Genomic DNA, 19,541 nt, shown 5'->3' with positions numbered 1-19,541 from the left:
ACCAGCACGCAGAGGTCGCGGATCTGATCGGTCGTGAAGCCGGTGGTATGATACATGTTCGGCGGTCCGCTTTTCTTTGGTTGTTGTGTGGAAACTCCATCCTATGGGAGGGCGGGCCGTCTCATTCATCGGGGGGTCCACTGTGGGTTACTGGACCCTGCTGAATAAGCCTCATCGTCTGCCCGGCCGGGCTGACCCGGCAGTGGCGCGACGAAATGCGCGACAAGTTCGGCCTCGAATTCCGCATCGTCGACAGCGCACTGCTGCGTGACCTGCGACGCAGCCGAGGCCTGTACGCGAACCCGTGGACCCACTACCCCCGGTTGATCGTCAGCGTCGACTGGCTCAAACGCGACCGCCCGCTGCGGCTGCTCCGCGAGGTGCTGCCGACCGCCCCCCGCTACCCGCGCGCCATCGACCTGCTCGTGGTCGACGAGATCCACACCTGCGCGCCGGCCGGCCGGGGCCGCTACGCCACCGACTCCCAGCGGACCAAGGCGATCCGGATCCTCGTCCCGCACTGCGAGCACCGGCTGTTCCTGTCGGCGACCCCGCACAACGGCTACCTGGAGTCGTTCACCGCGCTGCTGGAGCTGCTCGACGACCAGCGCTTCGCCCGAGGGGTGAAACCGACCGACGAGCAGCTGGCCCGGGTGATGGTCCGCCGGCTCAAGAGCGACCTGCCGCCGAGGTGGGACGGCAGCCCACGGTTCCCGGTGCGCCGCCTCGACTACCTTGAGGTCGACTACCCGGCCGCCGAACGGCACGCCCACGAGCTGCTGTCCCGCTACGCCGCCAGCCGCCGCGACGCCGCCGCCGACCGGGCCGGGCAACTCGCCGCCGACTTCGTCACCACGCTGCTGAAACGGCGACTTTTCTCGTCACCGAAGGCGTTCGCCGAAACCGTCGACACCCACCTCGCGACCATGTCCGCGCGCGCCCCGAGCGGGTCCGGCGACACCACCCCGGTACGCGACAAAGCCGACAAGGTGCTCCGGCCGGTGATCGACCGCCTCGACGAGACCACCGAGGACGACCAGGCGTACGGCGAGGTCGAAACCGACGCCCTGACCGCCGTACGCCGCTGGGCGCCGCCGCTGTCCACCGAGGAGAAGGCGCTGCTCACCGAGCTGCGGACCTGGGCCCGGTCGGCGCAGCACCAGCCGGACGCCAAGTTCATCGCGCTGCGGGCCTGGCTGGACCCGATCGTGCGGCCGGGCGGCGACTGGTCCGACGAACGGGTCATCATCTTCACCGAGTACCGCGACACCCAACGCTGGCTGCACGAGCGGCTGGTCACCGCCGGCTACCCGGCGGAACGGATCGCGTTGCTGTTCGGCGGCCAGGACCCGCAGGACCGCGAACACGTCAAGAACGTGTTCACCGAGGACCCGGCCCTGGACCCGGTACGGGTGCTGCTGGCCACCGACGCCGCCAGCGAAGGCATCAACCTGCAGCGCCACTGCCACCGGCTGCTGCACTGGGAGATCCCGTGGAACCCCAACCGGCTGGAGCAGCGCAACGGCCGCATCGACCGGCACGGTCAACGGGCCGCCGAGGTGCAGGTGCTGCACTTCGTCCCGGCCGGCTGGCAGCACGCCGACTACACCGACGGGTCCCTTGAGGACGAGCTGGCGTTCCTGCGGCTGGCGGTGGAGAAGGTCGAGGCGATCCGCACCGACCTGGGCAGCGCCGGTGAGGTCATCGCCACCCAGGTCGAGCAGAAGATGACCGGCAAGCGTACGGACTGGCGGGCCACCGACGCCGAGATCGGCCGGCGGGCCAGCCGTGCCCGGCTACGGTACGAGCGTGACCTGGCCCGTGAACTGCAGCGGCTCACCGAGAAGCTGCATGCCAGCCGTACCCAGCTGAACCTGACCCCGGCCACGGTGGAGCGGGTGGTCCGCACGGCGCTGCGGCTGGCGCACCGCCGCGACCTGATCGCGGCCCCGACCCCGGCGGACGCCACCGGCACCTGGTTCCGGCTGCCGGAGCTGCCCGGCGCGTGGGCGACGGCCCGCACCGACGGGCTGCTGCATCCGGTCACCGGCCGGGAAAGGCCGGTCACGTTCGACCCGGACGCCGCGAAGGGCCGCACCGACGTGGTGCTGCTGCACCTCGGGCACCGGCTGGTCGGCATGTGCCTGCGGCTGCTGCGCGCCGAACTGTGGTCACGGACCGGCGGCGGGTCCAGCGGCAGCACCTCCGGTGCCGGCACCGGCCCCGACGCGGGCACCGGGAAGCGGCTGCACCGGGTCACCGCCCGGATCGTCCCCGGCGAGCTGCTGCGCAGCCCGGCGCTGATCGCCCACGGCCGGGTGGTGATCACCGGCACGGAAGGCACCCGACTGCACGAGGAGATCATCACCGCGGGCGGGCCGATCGTCGCCGGCAAACTGACCCGCGCCCGCCAGGAGGAGCTGGACGCGCTACTCGCCGCCGCCACCGACGAGACACCGGCGGAGCCGATGCTGGGCCAGCTCGTCGAGCTGTGGCCGACGCTGTCCGAGCCGCTCAGCCGGGCCCTCGCCGTCCGCGCCGACCAGCGCAAACGCAGCCTGTACAGCCTGCTGGAGCAGCGCTGCGCCGAGGAGGTCACCGCGATCGGGGCGGTGCTCGACGAACTGGCGGCCAACATCCGGGCCCGCCTCGACGACGCGCCGTCCTGGGAACAGCCGTCGCTGTTCGAGCTGGAACGCGAACAACTGCACGCCGACCGGGACGCCCTGCGGAACCGGCTGCGCGACATCCCGGCGCAGCGGCAGCGGGAAACCGACGCGCTGCGCCGCCGCTACGCCGACCCGACCGCCCGCTGGTTCCCCGCCGCCGTCACCTGTCTGGTGCCCGCCTCCCTCGCCCGAGGTGCCCGCTGATGCCGTCCACCCGAAGCACCGCCACCGCAGCCACTGCCGGCCGTCGCCCGTACCGGCCGGCTCCGCAACGTGCCGACGAACAGCACGCCGAATGGCTCGGCCTGCTCGGCCCGGACGGGCCGTTCCTGACCGTGCCGGTGCTGACCGTCGCCCTGCCCGACGGCCTGGACACCGTGCCCGACGAGGTCCGCCAGCGAATCCGCCAAGGCTGGGGTGAGATCCTCGACGCCCCGCCGGACCTGCTCGCCCCGGCCTGGGTGGAGCTGATCCTGACCGAGCTGCTGCGCTACCCGGCCAGCGCCCGTGGCGACGGCACCGCGCTGCCGTCGGAGATCCTCGCCGGCGCCGACCGGCGTCGCCGTCGACCCGACTGGATCATGTACGGGCCGGAGCCCGGCGGCGGCCGGGCCGCCCGGCTGCACGTCTACCACCTGCCGGCTGACACCCCGCTGACCAGGCCGGCCGGCGACCGGCCGGCACCCACTGAGCAGGCCGCACAGCTGTGCCGCGACACCCGTACCCCGGTGGCGCTGCTCACCAACGGCCAGCACTGGGCGCTGGTGCACGCCCGCCCCGGCACCGCCACCGGAGTCGCCGTCTTCGACGCCGACCTGTGGTTGGAGGAGCCGCTGCTGCTGCGGGCGTTCGCCACCCTGCTGGCGGCGAGCCGGGTGCTGCCGCCGGCCGCCAACCCGGACGGCACCGCGTCGACCAGCCTCGCCGGGTTGTTCGTCCGCAGCGCCGACGCCCTCACCCAGGTCACCACCACCCTCGGTGACCAGGTCCGCCGGGCGGTGGAGCTGTTCGTCGGCGAACTGGCCCGGCTGGACCGCGAATCCGGCGGGGAACTGCTACGCGACGTCGCCGACCGGGAGATCTACCGGGGCGCGTTGACGGTGCTGATGCGGCTGGTCTTCCTGCTGTACGCCGAGGAGCAGCGGCTGCTGCCGCTCGGTGACCCGCTCTACCAGGAGGCGTACGCGGCGACCACGCTGCACGCCCAGCTGAGCCTGGCGCGGGACCTGTACAGCGAGGAGGTGACCGACCGGCGGGCGGCGGCCTGGCCCCGGCTGCTGGCCCTGTTCGCGGCGGTGCACGGCGGCTGCACCCACCCGGACCTGATGATCCCGGCGCACGGCGGGTCGCTGTTCGACCCGGCCCGGTTCGGCTGGCTGCACCGGGCGGCGGTCACCGACCGGGTGATCCTGGAGATCCTGGACGCGCTGCTGGTGCTGCGCCACCGGGGCAAGGCCGCCGAGCAGCTCAGCTACTCCAGCCTCGGGGTGGAGCAGATCGGCCACGTCTACGAAGGACTGCTCGACTTCTCCTGCCTGCGGGTGGATCAGCCGCACGTCGGGCTGGTCGGCAAACTGGAGCCGGAGCTGCCGCTGACCGAGCTGGTCGAGCAGGCCGCGCTCGGTGAGCCGGAGTTCCGCGGCTGGCTGGTGAAACGCTGCGGCCTGACCGCCGGCCAGGTGAGCAGGGCGCTGGCCCGCACACCCCGGCCGGACGAGGTGGCGGCGCTGCACGCCGCCTGCGACAACGACGCCGACCTGGCCGAGCGGGCCCGCCCGTACTGGGGGCTGCTCCGCACCGACCTGCGCGGCCTGCCGACGATCTTCCCGGCCGGGTCGGTGCTGTTCACCCAGGTCGGCGACCGACGGGCCACCGGCACCCACTACACGCCGAAGGAGCTGGCCGAGGAGGTCGTCCGGCACACCCTGGCACCGCTGTGTTTCGCGCCCGGCCCGGCGCAGGGCGTCGCCGAGGAAGGCGTGTGGCGGGCGAAAAGCGCGGAGGAGCTGCTGCAGCTGAAGGTGCTGGACCCGGCGATGGGCTCCGGCGCGTTCCTGGTGGCCGCCTGCCGCTACCTGGCCGAGGTGGTGGTGCGGGCCTGGCAGCGCGACGGGCTGCCGGCCGAGCTGGCCGACCTGCCGGCCGACGGGCGCACCGAGGAGGATCTGCGGCTGGCGGCCCGTCGGATGGTCGCGGCCCGCTGCCTGTACGGGGTGGACCGCGACGACATGGCCGTCGAGTTGGCGAAGCTGTCGCTGTGGCTGGTCACCCTGGCCAAGGGACGACCGTTCGGCTTCCTCGACCATGCGCTGCGCTGCGGTGACTCGCTGGTCGGCATCACCTCGCTGGACCAGTTGACCGCCTTTCACCTGGATCCGGAGCAGGGGCGATCCTTGCACGCCCGGCTCTACGGCTCGGTCACCGAACGGCTGCACGAGCTGGTCGCCGAGATGACCGAGCTGCGGGAGCAGATCGAGGCGACCGTGGTGCAGGACACCCGCGACGCCGCCGACAAGGCGGCGAAGCTGGACCGGATCGAGCAGATGGGGCACGGTCTGCGGCTGGCCGCCGACGCCGTCGTGGGCGCGGCGCTCTCCACCGCCGTACGGGCTCAGCGCCGCCCGTGGGATCCGGCCGACGACCCCGACGACGACCCGGAGTACAAGTACGACGACCGGCTGTCCGCGATCAGCGACCAGGTGTACGCGGTGCTGCACGACGAGGCGTCGGCGGAGCAGACCCGGCAGTTGACCGACACGATCAGCGGCTGGCTGCGCGGCAGCCGCCCCGCCCCGATCCGCCCCCTGCACTGGCCGTTGGAGTTCCCAGAGGTCATCAACCGCACCGGCTTCGACGCCGTCATCGCCAACCCACCGTTCATCGGCGGGAAGAAGGTCTCCGGGGCGATCGGCGTCGACCTGCGCGAATACCTGAAGCAGCGGATCGCCCGCGACAAGCCCGGCAACGCCGACCTGTGCTCGTACTTCCTGCTGCGCAAACTGGCCGTGACCGGGCAGGGCCGGGTCGGGCTGATCGCCACCAACACGATCGCCCAGGGCGACACCCGCGAGGTCGGCCTGGACCAGGCGATCGACATGGGTTGGACGATCTACCGGGCGAACAAGTCGCAGCCATGGCCGGGCACCGCCTCGCTGGAGGTGTCGCTGCTCTGGGTAGGGCACGCCGGCAGCGGCGAGGAGCGCATCCTCGACGGCCGCAAGGTGCGGGGCATCACTCCGTCGCTCGACGCCGAGTCTCGAGTGACCGGCAACCCACACCGCCTCGCCGCCAACGCCGGCCAGTCGTTCATCGGCTCGTACGTCCTCGGCACCGGCTTCCTGCTGGAGCCGGAGCAGGCGCAGGCGTTGATCGCCAAGGACCCGCGCAACAAGGACGTGCTCTTCCCTTACCTCAACGGGGAAGACTTGAACACCAGCCCGGACTGCTCGGCCACCCGCTGGGTCATCAACTTCCACGACTGGCCCATCGAACGCGCCCAGCATTACCCAGACTGCTTCGCCATCGTCGAACGTTACGTGAAACCTCAACGGCTCGAAACCAATCAACTTGACTACCAGAGATACTGGTGGCGCTTTGCTCGCCTTGGGTTGGCTCGAATAGAAGCAATCAAGAGCCTCGACCGGGTTCTCGTTATAACAAGGGTAAGTAGTACTGGTATTGCTGTGCGTGTACCGACGAGGCAGGTTCTAAATGAAAGACTTGTTGTCTTTGCAACCAAGAATAGTGACGTCCTTGCCCTGTTGAATTCTGGCATTCACGTCCAGTGGGCGTGGAGATATTCGTCCACACTGAAAACGGATCTTATGTACGTGCCTTCTGACTCGTTTGAGACGTTTCCGCAGCCAGATTTGACGGACCGGATGGATCGAGTGGGCGAGGAGTTGGACTCGTACCGGCGGTCGGTGATGTTGGGTCGGGAGTTGGGGCTGACGAAGCTTTACAACCTGGTCCACGATCAAGGGGTGACAAGCGCGGACATCCGGCGGCTGCGGGAAATCCACGTCGAGATCGACGAGGCGGTTGCCGAGGCGTACGGCTGGTCGGACCTGCGGCTCAACCACGGCTTCCACGAGACCCGGCAGGGCATCCGCTTCACGATCGACTCGGCGGTGCAGGTCGAGATCCTTGATCGCCTGCTGGAGCTCAACCACAAGCGCTACGCCGAAGAAATAACCAAGGGCCTGCAGTCCAGCTCACGCCGCACACCACGCAAGTCAACCAAGTCGGTCCCGCGACCCCGAAAGCCAGCGGAATCCGAGTCGCTTCCCCCTGCCTTCGATGACGCCCTTTTCCCCCGCCCCGATGCCCTCTTCTGAGAACGATTCCGTCCCGGCGCTAGCTTGCGTCCGGCATCAGCGGGATGGTGACTGATGGTTCGCCAGTGGCGATGAAATCGGCCAGCCACTGGCGGACCTTACTCAGCGGGATTTCGGCGCTGGCGGGGACGATGTGCTCGTTTCCCATGTAGTCGTAGGTGGCATCGCCGCTGCGGCTGGTGTCTCCTACTGAGTAGAAGCCGCCGCTGCGGTCAGTGTATGAGATGAATCCTCGGTCGTGGCTGATCCCGGCTTCGATTATAGGCAAGCCAGATGCCCCTAGAATGTTCGCCTGAACAACGGAGGGGACTTTCCGACCTGCTGTGACGGTCAGCACGTGTTCGATCAGCTTGTCAAGGTCGGCCAGGTTGTTCACGATGATCACCGGATCGCCGGGACCGAAGCCGTTTTCCGGGACCTGGTCGAACCAAAATTCTAGCGCCACCATGGGCTGGCACCCCTGTATGGATCTTGCGAAGTCCGCAGCCTGCACGGTGATGGAGTCAGCCATCCCCGGCCTCCGTCTGGTGTGGCTGAAGGCTTGCAATATGAGCGGCGTTACATGTGGTGACACCGTACGTAAAGCCGTTGATCCACGTGTTTTGATGTTATCCTATGGCATATCCGCGGAGGAGTCTGGATACGCGAAAATAGTGGATCACCTCGGTGTGAAGATTGAGGTAGAAGATGCATGGAATTCTCGGCGGTGACCCAGGTGAGCTGTTGACGCTTGACGACTACTGGTCCGATTTCTACGAGCACTTCTGGCGGATCGAGTCGACCGGGTTCTGGAAGCTGGAGCGGCAGCAGTTCTTCAAGGAGCCCGGCAACAAGAGCTGGGAGGCTTTCGTCGACGGCCGGTGGGAGGAGTCCCTTCGGCTGATCGACGAGCAGCGCGAGGACTTCGCCGACTACTACGGCCGGATCGCCCGTCAGGGCTTCATCAACCGGCGGGTACGGGTCGTCGAGAAGCCGATCATCCCGTACCTGCAATGGGAGGTGCACCTGCTCCGCCTCCGCCACGAGTACGGCGGCCAGACCAGCGTCGTCGGTCCGGAGCGGGTCGCTCCGTACGAGGTGCAAGGTACGCCGCTGCCGGAGATCTACACGCTCGGTCTCGACGTGATGTACGAGGCGGTCTACGACGACACCGGCGTACTCGCCGCCGCCCGTCGCTACACCGACCCCGACCTGATCGCCCGCTGTCAGCAACTTATCGAAGGGCTCTACCACCAGGGCGAACCGCTGGACACGTTCTTCGATCGTGAGGTTGCTGCTCTGGATCCGCCTACCGGAACGGCAGGGCGACCGGGGTGAAGTAGTCCGGATCGAGCGGGCAGTGACGCCGTGAGCAGAGAGCCAAACTCTGCTGATGATCGGATGCGCTCCATCTGCGCAACACGCCGGGCGCGGAGCAGATGGACCGCATCCGATCAGGGAGTTACCGGTGCTTGAGGCCGGTGACGAAGCTGGTCCAGGTGGTGGCGTCGAACGCGAGGGTGGGGCCGGTGCGGTCCTTGGTGTCGCGTACGTCCACCTGGCCGCCAGCGAAGCGGACCTCGACGCAGTTGGCGTTGCTTGAGCTGCGTGAAGACTTGAACCAGTCCCGGTCCGGGGGGCCGACCTGCGGGGTCATCTCATCTCCCTGGCGATCTCGCGGATCAGAGCAAGCGAGTCCTGCGAGCTTAACGCGCGCTCACGGGTCTCCGCGAAGGTCACCACATAGTCAGTTACCTGCGTCGACTGGTCGACGATGTCGATGAAGGTCAGGATCTCCTGCCAGACCAGGTCGGTAAGCCGAGGCGAGGCGAAGGACAGGATCTCGTACGGGCCGCCGAACGCGGGATGTGCGCCGGCGCTGAACGGCATCACCCGGATCTCGATCTGCTCCGGGCGCTCGGTGACCAGGGTGGCGAGGTGGTCGAGCTGGGCTCGCATCACTGCCGGGCCGCCGACCTGCTGACGCAGCGCGCCTTCGCTGATCACGGTGTTGATCCGGATCGGGTCGCTGCCGTCGAGCCGAACCTGGCGAGCCATTCGGACGTCGACTCGCCGTTCCACCTCGGTCAGACGGATCGTGGTGGAGCCGCCACGGATGACGGCGCGGGCGTACTCCTCGGTCTGCAACAGGCCGTGGATGGCCTCGGAATGGAAGCTGCGGATCTGCGATGCGCCGGCCTCGTAGCCGAGGAAGCGCAGGAACTCGTTCGGGAAGAGCTTGGCGTAGTCCTGCCACCAGCCGCGACGCGCGGCGCCCACTCGCAGCTCCTCCAACTCGGCGGCGTCGTCCGGCTCAAGCTCGTAGATGTCGACGAGCTGCGCCAGCCGCTTCGCGGGCAACTTGACCCGGCCGGCTTCCACGCCGGACACGTACGCCTGAATGATGCCGGCGGCCTTGCCCGCCGCAGCGGCGGTCATGCCGATCTCCTCGCGACGCTGCCGTAACCGTAGGCCCAGCTCCCACGCCTGCACGACCGGCGAGCCCTCGGTCAACGGATCGGCCTTGCGCTCCCGGACGGTTCCCTTGGGTGGCACGGGTGTCAGCTCCTCTGCCATCAGCCAATGTGGTCTCGTTCTGAAGTAAACACCCTCAGGTACTTGATATCAAGCTACCTGGCCTTCATCCTTGAGGAAATCCGAGTAGGACCGATGCCAGGAGGTTCCCGTGTACCGATTCGGAAAGTTGATCTACCAGCAGGAGGAAGGGGAGCGGTACGGGTTCTCGCTGTGCCGCATCGACAACGCCGGCACCCGTGACCAGACGTACGACCTGCTCGGAGTCATCCGGGTCGCCGTCGACCCGCGCCAGCCGGAGAAGCTGGGGGAGAACCTGCGCGGCTGGGCGGTCGCGACCCTGACCGCCGGCGGCCACGGGTTCGGCTGCTACCACGCCGCCTTCAGCACCCTCGACGAAGACGACCAACCCGAGAGCGACCTCGGCAACCTCGACATCAACTGGTCCGGCTCGGAAGTCCTCGTACCCGCCGCCGAATAGCCGTGTACGCCGAAGTGGCGGCGGCCCGGCTGCTCCGCGTACCGCCATCGACCTTGCGCCGCCGGCTGGCCATCCCCAACGGCCACCCCCCCCGGTCCGACCCGTCCAACAGCCGGACCAGCGCGCCCAGCCGGCGGGTGCTCGACTGGGCCGAGTCCATCGAAAGTGGGAGGTTCGATGCCCGACCGGGCGCTGCGTCAGCCCGAGGCACTGTTTCCGGCCACGACCGGCTCCGGTGATGAGCTGGTCGCCGCCACTGCCGACGAGATCGCCGGATGGCGGGCGGACGGGATCGGCGTACACGCCTTCTCCGACGACAGCTACCCCGCCCAGCTGCGCGGCATCAAGGAGGCACCTCCGCTGCTGTTCACCCGTGGCAGGCTGCGTGCCAACGACCGGGCCATCGCCGTCATCGGCAGCCGCAAGGGGTCCGAGCGCGGACTGGCCATCGCCCGATCGGTAGCCGCGTCGCTGGTCAACCGGGGAGTGACGGTCGCCAGCGGGCTGGCTCACGGCATCGACACCGCTGCGCACACCGCAGCCCTCGCCGCTGGTTGCCGGACCGTCGCGGTCATCGGCACCGGCATCCGCAACTACTATCCGTCGGCCAACCGGCGGCTGCAGGACCACATCGCCGACGTCGGCCTGGTGGTCAGCCAGTTCCGGCCCGACGCCGGCCCTACCCGGCAGAGCTTCCCGATGCGTAACGCGGTGATGAGCGGGTACGCGGCAGCGACCCTCATCGTCGAAGCCGGCGAGACCAGTGGCACCCGGATTTAGGCTCGTCTTGCGCTCGGGCACGGCCGGCCGGTGATCCTGACCAGCCATGCCCTGCAGAGTCAGTGGGCGCAAGCCTTCGCCACCATGCCGAGTGTCCACGTCGTACGCGGCACGGCGGAGCTGATCGAAGCCGTCGATGGCATCATCAGCCGACTGCCCTCCGAGACCGGCCTGTAGAACCTCCCTGACCTCGCCCTCCGCTGAACAGCGACTGCACACCGTACGGCAGTACGTCGAAGTCCAGCGCAACTACCTGCGCAACCTGTTGCCCGTACAACCCGGGTGTCGGCGATCAACCGGGCGGTCTACCCTTCCGTCTGCGTCGGCCAAGGAACCCCGGCATTGTGATTGGGTTTCGCATGTTAACAGTTCAGTTGTTTGAAGCGAAAGCTATTTGCACCTTCGGGACGAAGCTTTCACTAAGCCCTCCTCGTACATTTCCTGTTGTGGAGTCAATCCGGGCGTCTAAGTCTCCGAGTGACGCATTGAGCGGAAACTGAATACCGCTACTCGATAGTACCTTCGGAGAACCTTCCGGTTCGTTCGGGGAGTAGTAATTGTAAAGTGCAATTGCTATCGAAATGTTTCCCGGGCCAGTCCATTGCCTACTTCCTGGGCATTTATAACCTGTTGTGCTCGTGTATCCTAGGATTTGCCCACTGCCTCCGGCAATTGTCTCCGCGGTCCAGCTGAGATCCCAGGTGAACCCCGCAGGTGATTCATCCTTGAAGGTGAAACCGACGGTTACTACGGCGGTGCTGCTCTCGTTGAGGCCGGGGAGGCATTCCTTCAGCCTGGCGGCTGGTGCAAATCTTCCTAAGGGAGTCGGTTCCGACGCCACCAGAGTTACCCTTCCTTTGTATCCTTCGGAGGTTGCTAGTGAGAAAGTGACTGACCCTCGGACGGCCGGACTCCCGGTAGACGACGATGCCGACGGAGTCTGTGTGGGCGTGAAGTCGGGTAATTGGACTGTGGGCTCTCCGGATGGTGGATAAGGGGGTATTGCGGGAGTGCTTTCCTTTGCTGCAGGTGTGGAACATCCGGCAATAAAGGCCATTAGGAGCATTAGAAATGCTGTTGCGCGTTTGTGCATGGGTACTCCTGTTCTTAGTACTGCTGGCGTGAAACAACGACTCCAAGCTGGATGTTCAGTTGCTGGCCGCATTGGTCATCCACGTTTAGCCGCAAGAACGGGCTTCCGGCTCCCGATACTCCTTGATCTACCGCGATGCTGTGTACGGCTTGATCGCGTTCCGACGCAGGCGCGCGAAGGTAGTCGCCGCATAGAGTGTCTGCGGTAATTCCTGATTCTCCGCCATTTTCGATTGATTGAATTAGGTTGTTGGCAACGACTGCGCCGCCACCGAGTAGTGCGACTATTCCTAGGGCGACGACTGCGATCGTAATGCCGCCAAAGTTGGTGCTTTTTGTAGTCTTTTTGCTGGAATCAATGACGTCCCTACCTGCCGCGATATTTGACCCACGCCCCCCCGTCGCCGTCTGTTGTATGGATATTCCCGTCGATGGCGTGACCCTTCCTATGTCCGATAGGAGGTCTCGTAGATCATCCATTAGGTTTGGATTATTGATTAGTAAATTCTCGATTCGCACTTCCCAGCGGCCAGAGGCGGTTCCTGGGTCGAGTTGCAGTTTTTGCAGTGCGAGTCGATCGGACTCGAGGGCGGTCGACAGGTTGTCTGCACCGCCTCGCTTGAATATTCGAATGAGTCGGGGGCGAAGGCTGTTCCACGCATCTGATGTCATCGCTTGGATGATCGCCTTGCCGGCCTCGGTGGCAACGGCGCCGATCTCAGCATCCATTATTGGTGCCCTTCTGATGGCGAGGAGTCCTCGACATCCTGCCTTAGGTGAAGATCATTTGATTGCCGTGGAAGTAGGCGGGTCGGCTGGATATTACAGTCGGAACGGCGGAGGGAAATGATCAAGTTGACCTGCTAGCGATTTTTGTGAATCAATCTCATGTAGTTGGATCTTGGTGAATGCCCTGCTTGCGGTACCTGTTGCGGAGATAGTGAATCAGTGTCTGTCTATGATGTGTGGATGAAGGTGATCTTCGCGCTCGGGAGAACAGCGTTTCGTGCGGCCGTGCGTCTACTCGCTGCTGTCAGTCGCCTTGACTGGCTGGCCTGGGAGGTCGAGCGGGTCAGAGTGCGGCCGATCGCATGAGGACGGTGTCGGGGGAAGCCGTTACGGTGGCGGGCATGGGTGAGGCGGGCGTACTCGGCAGACCAGACGCGGGTGTGATCCGCGACGAACTGCAGGCGCTGGTCCTGGCCGACCTGCTCGGGCCGCTCGACGGGCCGGACGAGGAGTTCGGCACCCAGGAGAGCCCGCTCGACCGCTACCTGCTCGGCCGGCTCGCCCCCAACGGCCAGGCCGTCGAGCCCGACACCCAGGACGAGCTCTCCGACGCGAGCGCGCCGGACTTCATGGAGGGCGAGCCGGAGCCGAGCGCGCCCAACGTGCCCAGCCTCGCCCCGTCCGCGCTCGGCTTCACCGCCACCGTGGACGGTGCCGCCGCCGCGTTGCGGGTCACCGCCGGCTGGGGCCGCTACGACCGGGTCGCCTCGCAGCGCGAGGAGCACGCCGGCCGGCGGGTCTGGCAGCGCCAGAGCCACGGCGGCACCATCACCGTCGTACTCGCCGAAGGCCCGCTGCCGCCGCAGGCCCTCGACCCGGACCAACCCGACATCGTCGTACGCGGTCGGGCCCGCCGCCGCGACGGCCGCTGGCTGATCTCCCTCTTCCTGGAAAACCGGCAGCGGCCCGGCGCGCGGCGCGACGCCAGCTCCTGGATCTTCCAGGTGGAGCTGTCCGCCACCGGTGACGGCGACCAGCCGGTGTTCTGGCCTCGACCCGAGCAGATTACCGGCGGCGATGCCTCCGACCAGGCCGAACGCCGCCGGCTGGCAATGGCCTACCGCTTCCACCCCGAGTACGCCGTCGGCCACGGCACCGCCGTGCGGGCCGACCCGGCCGTCGGTGACCACGCGCTGCGCGCCCACCGGATCCGCACCTGCCCGGTGCCCGTACACGAACTGCCGTTCACCGACGTGCCGACCGCCGACACCGATCCTGACCTGCCGGAGCTGGCCGCCGTCGAGCTCGACATGAAACGCCTCGCCGGGCTGGCCGCGACCCCGGCCGTGACTCCGGCGGCCGGTCCGACCAAGGTAGTGACAGCCGGTCCGGCCGGTGATCCGCTGCTGGCGGCGCTGACCCCGCTGGTCGACGGCTACCGGGCGTGGATCGCCGGCAACGAAGCCGCCGCCGACCAACCGCACCGCCGGCTCGCCGAGCACCGCCGCCAAGTCATCGAGGCGCTGAGCGACGCCCGCCGGGCCGCCGACCGGATCGCCGCCGGCATCGGCCTGCTCGCCACCGACCCGGCCGCCCGCCGTGCCTTCGGCTTCGCCAACCAGGCGATGTACCTGCAACGGGTGCACACCAACGTTGCCGCCGCCCGGCGCGAGCACCCCGGCCTCGGACTCGGGCGGGCGACCGACGCCGCCGACCAGCCCGACAACCACCGCTGGCGGCCGTTCCAGCTCGCCTTCCTGCTGATCAACCTGCCGGCATTGGCCGACCCCCGGCACGCCGAACGCACAGAGGATCTACAGCGAGCCGTCGCCGACCTGCTGTGGTTCCCCACCGGTGGCGGCAAGACCGAGGCGTACCTCGGGTTGACCGCCTTCACCATCGCGATCCGCCGGCTGCAACCCGCCTACGGCGGACTGGTCGCCGCCGACGGCCTCGCCGTGCTGATGCGCTACACGCTGCGGCTGCTCACCATCCAACAGTTCGAGCGGGCCGCCACCCTGATCTGCGCCGCCGAAACCCTGCGCCGTGCCGACGAAACCACCTGGGGTGACACGCCGATCCGGATCGGACTGTGGGTCGGCGGCAAGGTCACCCCCAACTACACCGACCAGGCTCGGCAGTGGCTGCAGCAGCAGCGCGGCGGTCGCGGTGCCGCCACCCGGGGCCACGGATCGCCGCACCAGCTGACCAGCTGCCCGTGGTGCGGCAGCCGGATCGAACCCGGCCGGGACATCATGATCGACCCGACGTACCGCCGGACGCTGGTGCGCTGCCCCGACATCGAATGTCCGTTCGGTGAGCTCGCCGGCTTCGGTCGGCCTGACGACCAGCGTGGGCTCCCGGTGCTCGTGGTCGACGAAGAGATCTACCGGCACCCGCCGGCCCTGCTGATCGCCACCGTCGACAAGTTCGCCCAACTCGCCTGGAAGGGCGAGACCGCAGCGTTGTTCGGGCAGGTCAGCCGGCGCTGTGAACGGCACGGCTACGTCACCGAAGACCTGGAGCGCACCGACTGGGAAGCGACGTACCACCGGGCCACCGGCAACGCCGGCCCGGCCCGCATCGTCGACTGTCCCCGACTGCGACCCCCCGACCTGATCATCCAGGACGAGCTGCACCTGATCTCCGGGCCGCTCGGCTCCCTCGTCGGCCTCTACGAGACCGCCGTCGACCGGCTCGCCACCTGGCAGCCGATGACCGGCCACTCGACCCGGCCCAAGGTGATCGCCTCCACCGCGACGGTCCGCCGAGCCCACCAGCAGATCGGCGCGCTGTTCCACCGCAGCACCCACGTGTTCCCGCCGCCCGGCCTCGACGCCGCCGACAGCTTCTTCGCCCGCCAGCGTCACCCCGACCAGCGTCCCGGCCGGCGCTACATCGGCATCTGCGCCCACGGCACCCGGATCAAGTCGGCCCTGATCCGGGTGTACGTGTCGGTCCTCGGTGCCGCCCAGAAGCTGCACGAACGCTACGGCCGCAACGACGTCACCGACCCGTACATGACCCTGGTCGGCTACTTCAACAGCCTGCGCGACCTCGGCGGCATGCGACGCCTCGTCGAAGACGACGTCTCCACCCGACTCGCCCGCGCCGACGAACGCGGCCTGGCCCGCCGCTACGACCCGCTGCTGGAGGAACTGACCTCCCGGATGTCCTCCGACGCGATCCGGCCACTGCTGGACCGGCTCGCCGTCCGGTTCACCGGCGGGCGCGGCAAAGCCGGCCCGAGACCGATCGACGTGCTCCTCGCCACCAGCATGATCTCCGTCGGGGTCGACGTCTCCCGGCTCGGCGTGATGGTCGTCGCCAACCAGCCCAAGTCGGCCGCCGAGTACATCCAGGCCACCAGCCGGGTCGGTCGCGCCGCCCCCGGCATCGTCTTCACCGTCTACAACTGGGCCCGCCCCCGCGACCTGTCACACTACGAACGCTTCGACCACTTCCACGCCACCGTCTACCGGCAGGTCGAAGCGCTGTCGGTCACCCCGTTCGCCGAACGGGCCATCGACCGCGGCCTGACCGGGGTGCTGGTCGCCCTGATCCGCAACCTGGAACACACCTACAACGGCAACCTGAGCGCCCAGCACTTCGACCGCTACGGCCCCCTCGCCGACCACGTGGTGCGTTTCCTCGCCCGGCGCAGCGACGTCGCCGCCGACAACGCCGTACGGCTACGCGTCGAGGACGAGCTGGAAGCGCGGCTCGACGCGTGGGCGCGGGAACGGGCCATGCCCGCCCGGCGGCTCGCGTACGACAAACCACGCCGCAGCGACGACACCGCCGGGCTGCTGCACCGCCCCGAGGAGGGCCGCTGGCGGCAGACCACCTGCCCCACCTCGCTGCGCGACGTCGAACCCGGCGTACAGCTGCAGCTGCAGCTCGCCGGGGCAGCCATGGCGGAACCACCGCCACCGTTCGTGCCCCGCGTCGATCCGGCGACCGGCACCGGGGCCGCCGCCGGTGGGGCCGCTGGCGGAGCCGACGGGCCGGAGGCGCTGGCGTGAGCGAACCACAGCTACGGCAACTGCGGGTCGGCGCGCTGCGCCCCAACCAGCTGCTGCACACCTACGGCATCGGCTCCGTCGCCGACCTGCCCAGCCTGTCGGTGATGCCGCTCGGCCTCGACCACTGGGAGCTGGCCCGCGCCACCGTCATCACCGAAGACCGGCTGCTCGCCGCCATGCGCGCCAAACTCGGTCACCAGGTGCAGGCGCTGCGGCTGCCGCCGCACCTGCCGGAAACCTCCGACCCGTACGCCGAATGGGCCCGCATCGGGGTGCCGGTCGCGTTGTTTCCCGCCTGGTTGCGTTGCTCCGACACCCGGTGCAACCAACTCGCCCCAGTCGAGTCGGGTCTGTTCGAGCTGGTCTCGGCGCCGACGCCGGACAAGGTCCGCTACGTGCACACCTGCCGGGGCAACGGCGGCGGCCGACCCACCGCCGTACCGGCCCGGTTCGTGCTGGCCTGCGGCAACGGCCACCTCGACGACTTTCCCTGGTCGTACTTCGTGCACCGGGGCAGCGACCCCGGGGCCGGGCACCCGCTGCAACTGTCCGAACGCGGCAGCACCGGCGAGACCACCAACATCTTCGTCACCTGCGGCCAGTGCGCGGCGGCGCGGCCCATCTCGGACGCGATCGGGGCGCTCGCCGACCGCAACCTGCCCGCCTGCCGGGGCCGCCACCCGCACCTGGGCAGCTACGAACCGTGCGACGCGCCGCCGCGCACCCTGGCGCTCGGCGCCACCAACAGCTGGTTCGCCATGCAGGCGGCGGTGTTCAGCGTGCCGAAGGCTGAACACCCGGTGGACCACCTGGTCGCCGAATTCTGGCCGACGCTGAGCGTGCTCGCCCCGCTGCCAGCGGAGACCGGCACGATGATCCTGCCCACCCAGACCTGCTGGTCCGAGCTGCAACCGCACGGAGTGGACAAGGTGTGGGCGGCGATCCAGCGGCGGCACGAAGCCGGCGACACCCCCGGCGGCGGTGACTGGGACAATCTCGACCTGCACCTGCCCGAGTGGCGCGCGTTCACCGCCAGCGTCGGCGCGGCACTGCCGGACTTCACCACCCGGCCGGAGCCGGTCCCGGCCGGGCACCGGGACTGGCTGAGCCAGGTGGTGCTGGTGCCCCGGCTGCGTCGGGTCGCCGCACTGTACGGCTTCACCCGCATCGACGCCCCCGAACGGGACGTGCTCGACACCCCCGACCAGTGCCGCGCACCGCTGTCCGCCGAGCCGCCCACCTGGGTGCCGTGCGCCGAAACCCGCGGTGAAGGCATCTTCCTGCGGTTCGCCGAGGAACGCATTGTCGCCTGGGAGCACGACCCCGCGGTCAAAGCCCGCGAACACCTGCTGATCCGGGCCCACGACAAATGGCGGGCGCAGCGCCAACTACCCCCCGGAGGCTGGCCCGGCCTGCGCTACCTGCTGCTGCACACCCTCGCGCACACCCTGATCCGGGAGCTGGCGCTGGAATGCGGCTACAGCGCCTCCGGCATCGGCGAGCGGGTGTACGCGCGTGCCGGCGACTCGCCGATGGCCGGGGTGCTGCTCTACACCGCCGCCCCGGACAGTGAAGGCACCCTCGGTGGCCTGGTCACCCTCGGCCGGGCCGACCGGCTCGGCCCACTCATCGACCGCGCGTTGCACGGTGCCCGGCTGTGCAGCTCCGACCCGCTCTGTGCCGAACACGACCCGACGGTGCACGGCCGGCTCGCCGGCGCGGCCTGCCACGCCTGCCTGTACGCCGCCGAAACCTCCTGCGAAGGCGGCAACCACTACCTGGACCGGTCGTTGCTGGTCGACACCCTCGCCGACAACGAGTGCGGCTTCTTCAGGTGACCGGCTGCCAGCGGTGAACCCGTCCGAGGCCACCGCCGGACTTCCTTCCGAGGTGCTGGCCGAAACCGTCGCCGAGTTGGCCGCCGAGCTGCCGGCCGGGCACGTCGCCGCCTGGGCCGGCGTACTGGCCTCGGTCCAGCGGTCGGAGGCCACGGTGGAGGCCGCGCTGATCGACGCCCGCCCCGGGTACGCGGTCGCCGCCCACGCCCGGCGGCTGGTCGCCGTCTGGCGAAGTCACGCCCCCGACCTGCCCGGTGCGGCCGTCGCGCTCGCTCTGCGCAGCGCCGCCCACCTGCAGCGACGGGCCGAAGTACGGCGTACCGAGCTGGTGGTCAGCGGGCCGAGCAGCCCGGCCGTCGCGGTCCGGCTGACCCGGTCGGTGGTGGTCGAGTTGATCCGGCAGGCCCGCCGATCACTGCTGATGGTCAGCTTCGCCGCGTACGGCGTCGCCGAGGTCGTCGCCGAGGTGTCCGCCGCCGCCGACCGCGGCGTCCGGGTCGACCTGGTGTTGGAGAGCGGCACCGCCGACGGTGGACCGCTGCGCGGGGTGACCGGAGCGGACGTCTTCGCCGGCCTCGGCGACCGGGTCACCTGCTGGCACTGGCCGGCGGCGCGGCGACAGCCCGGCCGGTCGCTTCCGGCCCTGCACGCCAAGGTGATCGCCGCCGACACCGACGCCGCCCTGGTCAGCAGCGCCAACCTGACCGACCGGGCGCTGTCGGACAACCTGGAAGTCGGGGTGGTGGTGCGGGACCCGGACGCGGTACGGCGACTCGTCGACCACTTCGCCGCGCTGATGGAACCGCGCACCGGAGTCCTGCGGCGACTCTGACCGGTAGGTCGCGGCCTCACAAGGCACCCCGGGGAGGGGGGGGGGGGGGGGGGGGGGGGGGGGGGGGGGGGGGGGGGGGGGGGGGGGGGGGGGGGGGGGGGGGGGGGGGGTGGGAAAAGAGGGGAGAACAGGGGAGGGGGTTTGGGGGGAGGTTCGGAGGGGGGGGTCTTGCCCAAAAAGGCCCCCCTGTTTTGTTTTCCCCCCACCCACCCCCCCCGTCCCGGAAGGCGGGGCAGGGATCAGC

General features: G+C 68.9%; 14 protein-coding genes. 9 read left to right on the top strand and 5 right to left on the bottom strand.

The window, feature by feature from the left end:
- Positions 1-164 precede the first annotated feature (164 nt).
- The gene (drmD, locus tag ACXAHD_RS24800; protein ID WP_475053527.1) at positions 165-2,873 is read left to right on the top strand and encodes a DISARM system SNF2-like helicase DrmD; all 2,709 of its coding nucleotides are present in this window, start codon (positions 165-167) and stop codon (positions 2,871-2,873) included.
- On the top strand, positions 2,873-7,006 hold the full coding sequence (locus tag ACXAHD_RS24795) for an Eco57I restriction-modification methylase domain-containing protein (protein WP_475053524.1): 4,134 nt from the start codon (positions 2,873-2,875) through the stop codon (positions 7,004-7,006). The genes drmD and ACXAHD_RS24795 overlap by 1 nt, the downstream gene beginning before the upstream one ends.
- A 19-nt stretch (positions 7,007-7,025) precedes the next feature.
- On the opposite strand, the gene ACXAHD_RS24790 is transcribed toward ACXAHD_RS24795, so the two are convergent.
- Positions 7,026-7,517: an Imm1 family immunity protein gene (locus ACXAHD_RS24790; RefSeq protein ID WP_475053521.1), complete on the bottom strand. Its 492-nt coding sequence runs from the start codon at positions 7,515-7,517 to the stop codon at positions 7,026-7,028.
- Between the two features lie 212 nt (positions 7,518-7,729).
- On the opposite strand from ACXAHD_RS24790, the gene ACXAHD_RS24785 reads away from it, so the two are divergent.
- Entirely contained in the window at positions 7,730-8,323 is a 594-nt protein-coding gene (locus ACXAHD_RS24785; protein WP_475053519.1) for a DUF6879 family protein, read from the top strand.
- A gap of 124 nt (positions 8,324-8,447) precedes the next feature.
- Here the strand turns inward: ACXAHD_RS24785 and ACXAHD_RS24780 are convergent, their stop codons facing one another.
- Both ACXAHD_RS24780 and ACXAHD_RS24775 read right to left on the bottom strand, forming a co-directional pair.
- Complete coding sequence (locus ACXAHD_RS24780) at positions 8,448-8,642, bottom strand: DUF397 domain-containing protein (RefSeq protein WP_475053516.1); 195 nt, start codon at positions 8,640-8,642, stop codon at positions 8,448-8,450.
- The gene (locus ACXAHD_RS24775; protein WP_475053514.1) at positions 8,639-9,541 is read right to left on the bottom strand and encodes a helix-turn-helix domain-containing protein; all 903 of its coding nucleotides are present in this window, start codon (positions 9,539-9,541) and stop codon (positions 8,639-8,641) included. Before ACXAHD_RS24775 ends, ACXAHD_RS24780 begins: the two co-directional genes overlap by 4 nt.
- A 130-nt stretch (positions 9,542-9,671) precedes the next feature.
- Between ACXAHD_RS24775 and ACXAHD_RS24770 the strand changes: the two genes are divergently transcribed.
- The 3 genes from ACXAHD_RS24770 to ACXAHD_RS24760 all read left to right on the top strand — a co-directional run bounded on the left by ACXAHD_RS24770 (position 9,672) and on the right by ACXAHD_RS24760 (position 10,958).
- Complete coding sequence (locus tag ACXAHD_RS24770; protein WP_289211807.1) at positions 9,672-10,001, top strand: hypothetical protein; 330 nt, start codon at positions 9,672-9,674, stop codon at positions 9,999-10,001.
- Between the two features lie 177 nt (positions 10,002-10,178).
- Complete coding sequence (locus ACXAHD_RS24765) at positions 10,179-10,781, top strand: DNA-processing protein DprA (RefSeq protein ID WP_475053510.1); 603 nt, start codon at positions 10,179-10,181, stop codon at positions 10,779-10,781.
- A 30-nt stretch (positions 10,782-10,811) separates the two neighbouring features.
- Complete coding sequence (locus ACXAHD_RS24760; protein ID WP_475053509.1) at positions 10,812-10,958, top strand: hypothetical protein; 147 nt, start codon at positions 10,812-10,814, stop codon at positions 10,956-10,958.
- A gap of 930 nt (positions 10,959-11,888) precedes the next feature.
- Here ACXAHD_RS24760 and ACXAHD_RS24755 read toward each other — a convergent pair.
- Positions 11,889-12,602: a hypothetical protein gene (locus ACXAHD_RS24755; RefSeq protein WP_475053506.1), complete on the bottom strand. Its 714-nt coding sequence runs from the start codon at positions 12,600-12,602 to the stop codon at positions 11,889-11,891.
- A 401-nt stretch (positions 12,603-13,003) separates the two neighbouring features.
- Between ACXAHD_RS24755 and drmA the strand changes: the two genes are divergently transcribed.
- The 3 genes from drmA to drmC are packed head-to-tail and all read left to right on the top strand — an operon-like array spanning position 13,004 to position 19,297.
- Entirely contained in the window at positions 13,004-16,627 is a 3,624-nt protein-coding gene (drmA, locus tag ACXAHD_RS24750) for a DISARM system helicase DrmA (protein WP_475053504.1), read from the top strand.
- A complete protein-coding gene (gene drmB / locus ACXAHD_RS24745) occupies positions 16,624-18,465 on the top strand; it encodes a DrmB family protein (RefSeq protein ID WP_475053501.1) in 1,842 nt (613 codons plus the stop codon). The genes drmA and drmB overlap by 4 nt, the downstream gene beginning before the upstream one ends.
- Positions 18,466-18,478: 13 nt before the next feature.
- A complete protein-coding gene (gene drmC / locus ACXAHD_RS24740; RefSeq protein ID WP_281552501.1) occupies positions 18,479-19,297 on the top strand; it encodes a DISARM system phospholipase D-like protein DrmC in 819 nt (272 codons plus the stop codon).
- A 16-nt stretch (positions 19,298-19,313) separates the two neighbouring features.
- Here drmC and ACXAHD_RS24735 read toward each other — a convergent pair.
- A partial coding sequence (locus ACXAHD_RS24735) for a hypothetical protein (protein WP_475053498.1) occupies positions 19,314-19,541 on the bottom strand: 228 nt, incomplete at its 5' end.

The organism is Micromonospora sp. ABR4_055 (genome assembly GCF_056160425.1).
This window is presented reverse-complemented; position numbering and strand designations above follow the sequence as displayed.

Bases quoted from the DNA above. Each gene is read 5' to 3' on its own strand.
- ACXAHD_RS24790 (WP_475053521.1), bottom strand. From the start codon at position 7,517: ATGGCTGACTCCATCACCGTGCAGGCTGCGGACTTCGCAAGATCCATA.
- ACXAHD_RS24755 (WP_475053506.1), bottom strand. From the start codon at position 12,602: ATGGATGCTGAGATCGGCGCCGTTGCCACCGAGGCCGGCAAGGCGATC.
- drmA (WP_475053504.1), top strand. From the start codon at position 13,004: ATGGGTGAGGCGGGCGTACTCGGCAGACCAGACGCGGGTGTGATCCGC.
- ACXAHD_RS24795 (WP_475053524.1), top strand. From the start codon at position 2,873: ATGCCGTCCACCCGAAGCACCGCCACCGCAGCCACTGCCGGCCGTCGC.
- ACXAHD_RS24765 (WP_475053510.1), top strand. From the start codon at position 10,179: ATGCCCGACCGGGCGCTGCGTCAGCCCGAGGCACTGTTTCCGGCCACG.
- ACXAHD_RS24780 (WP_475053516.1), bottom strand. From the start codon at position 8,642: ATGACCCCGCAGGTCGGCCCCCCGGACCGGGACTGGTTCAAGTCTTCA.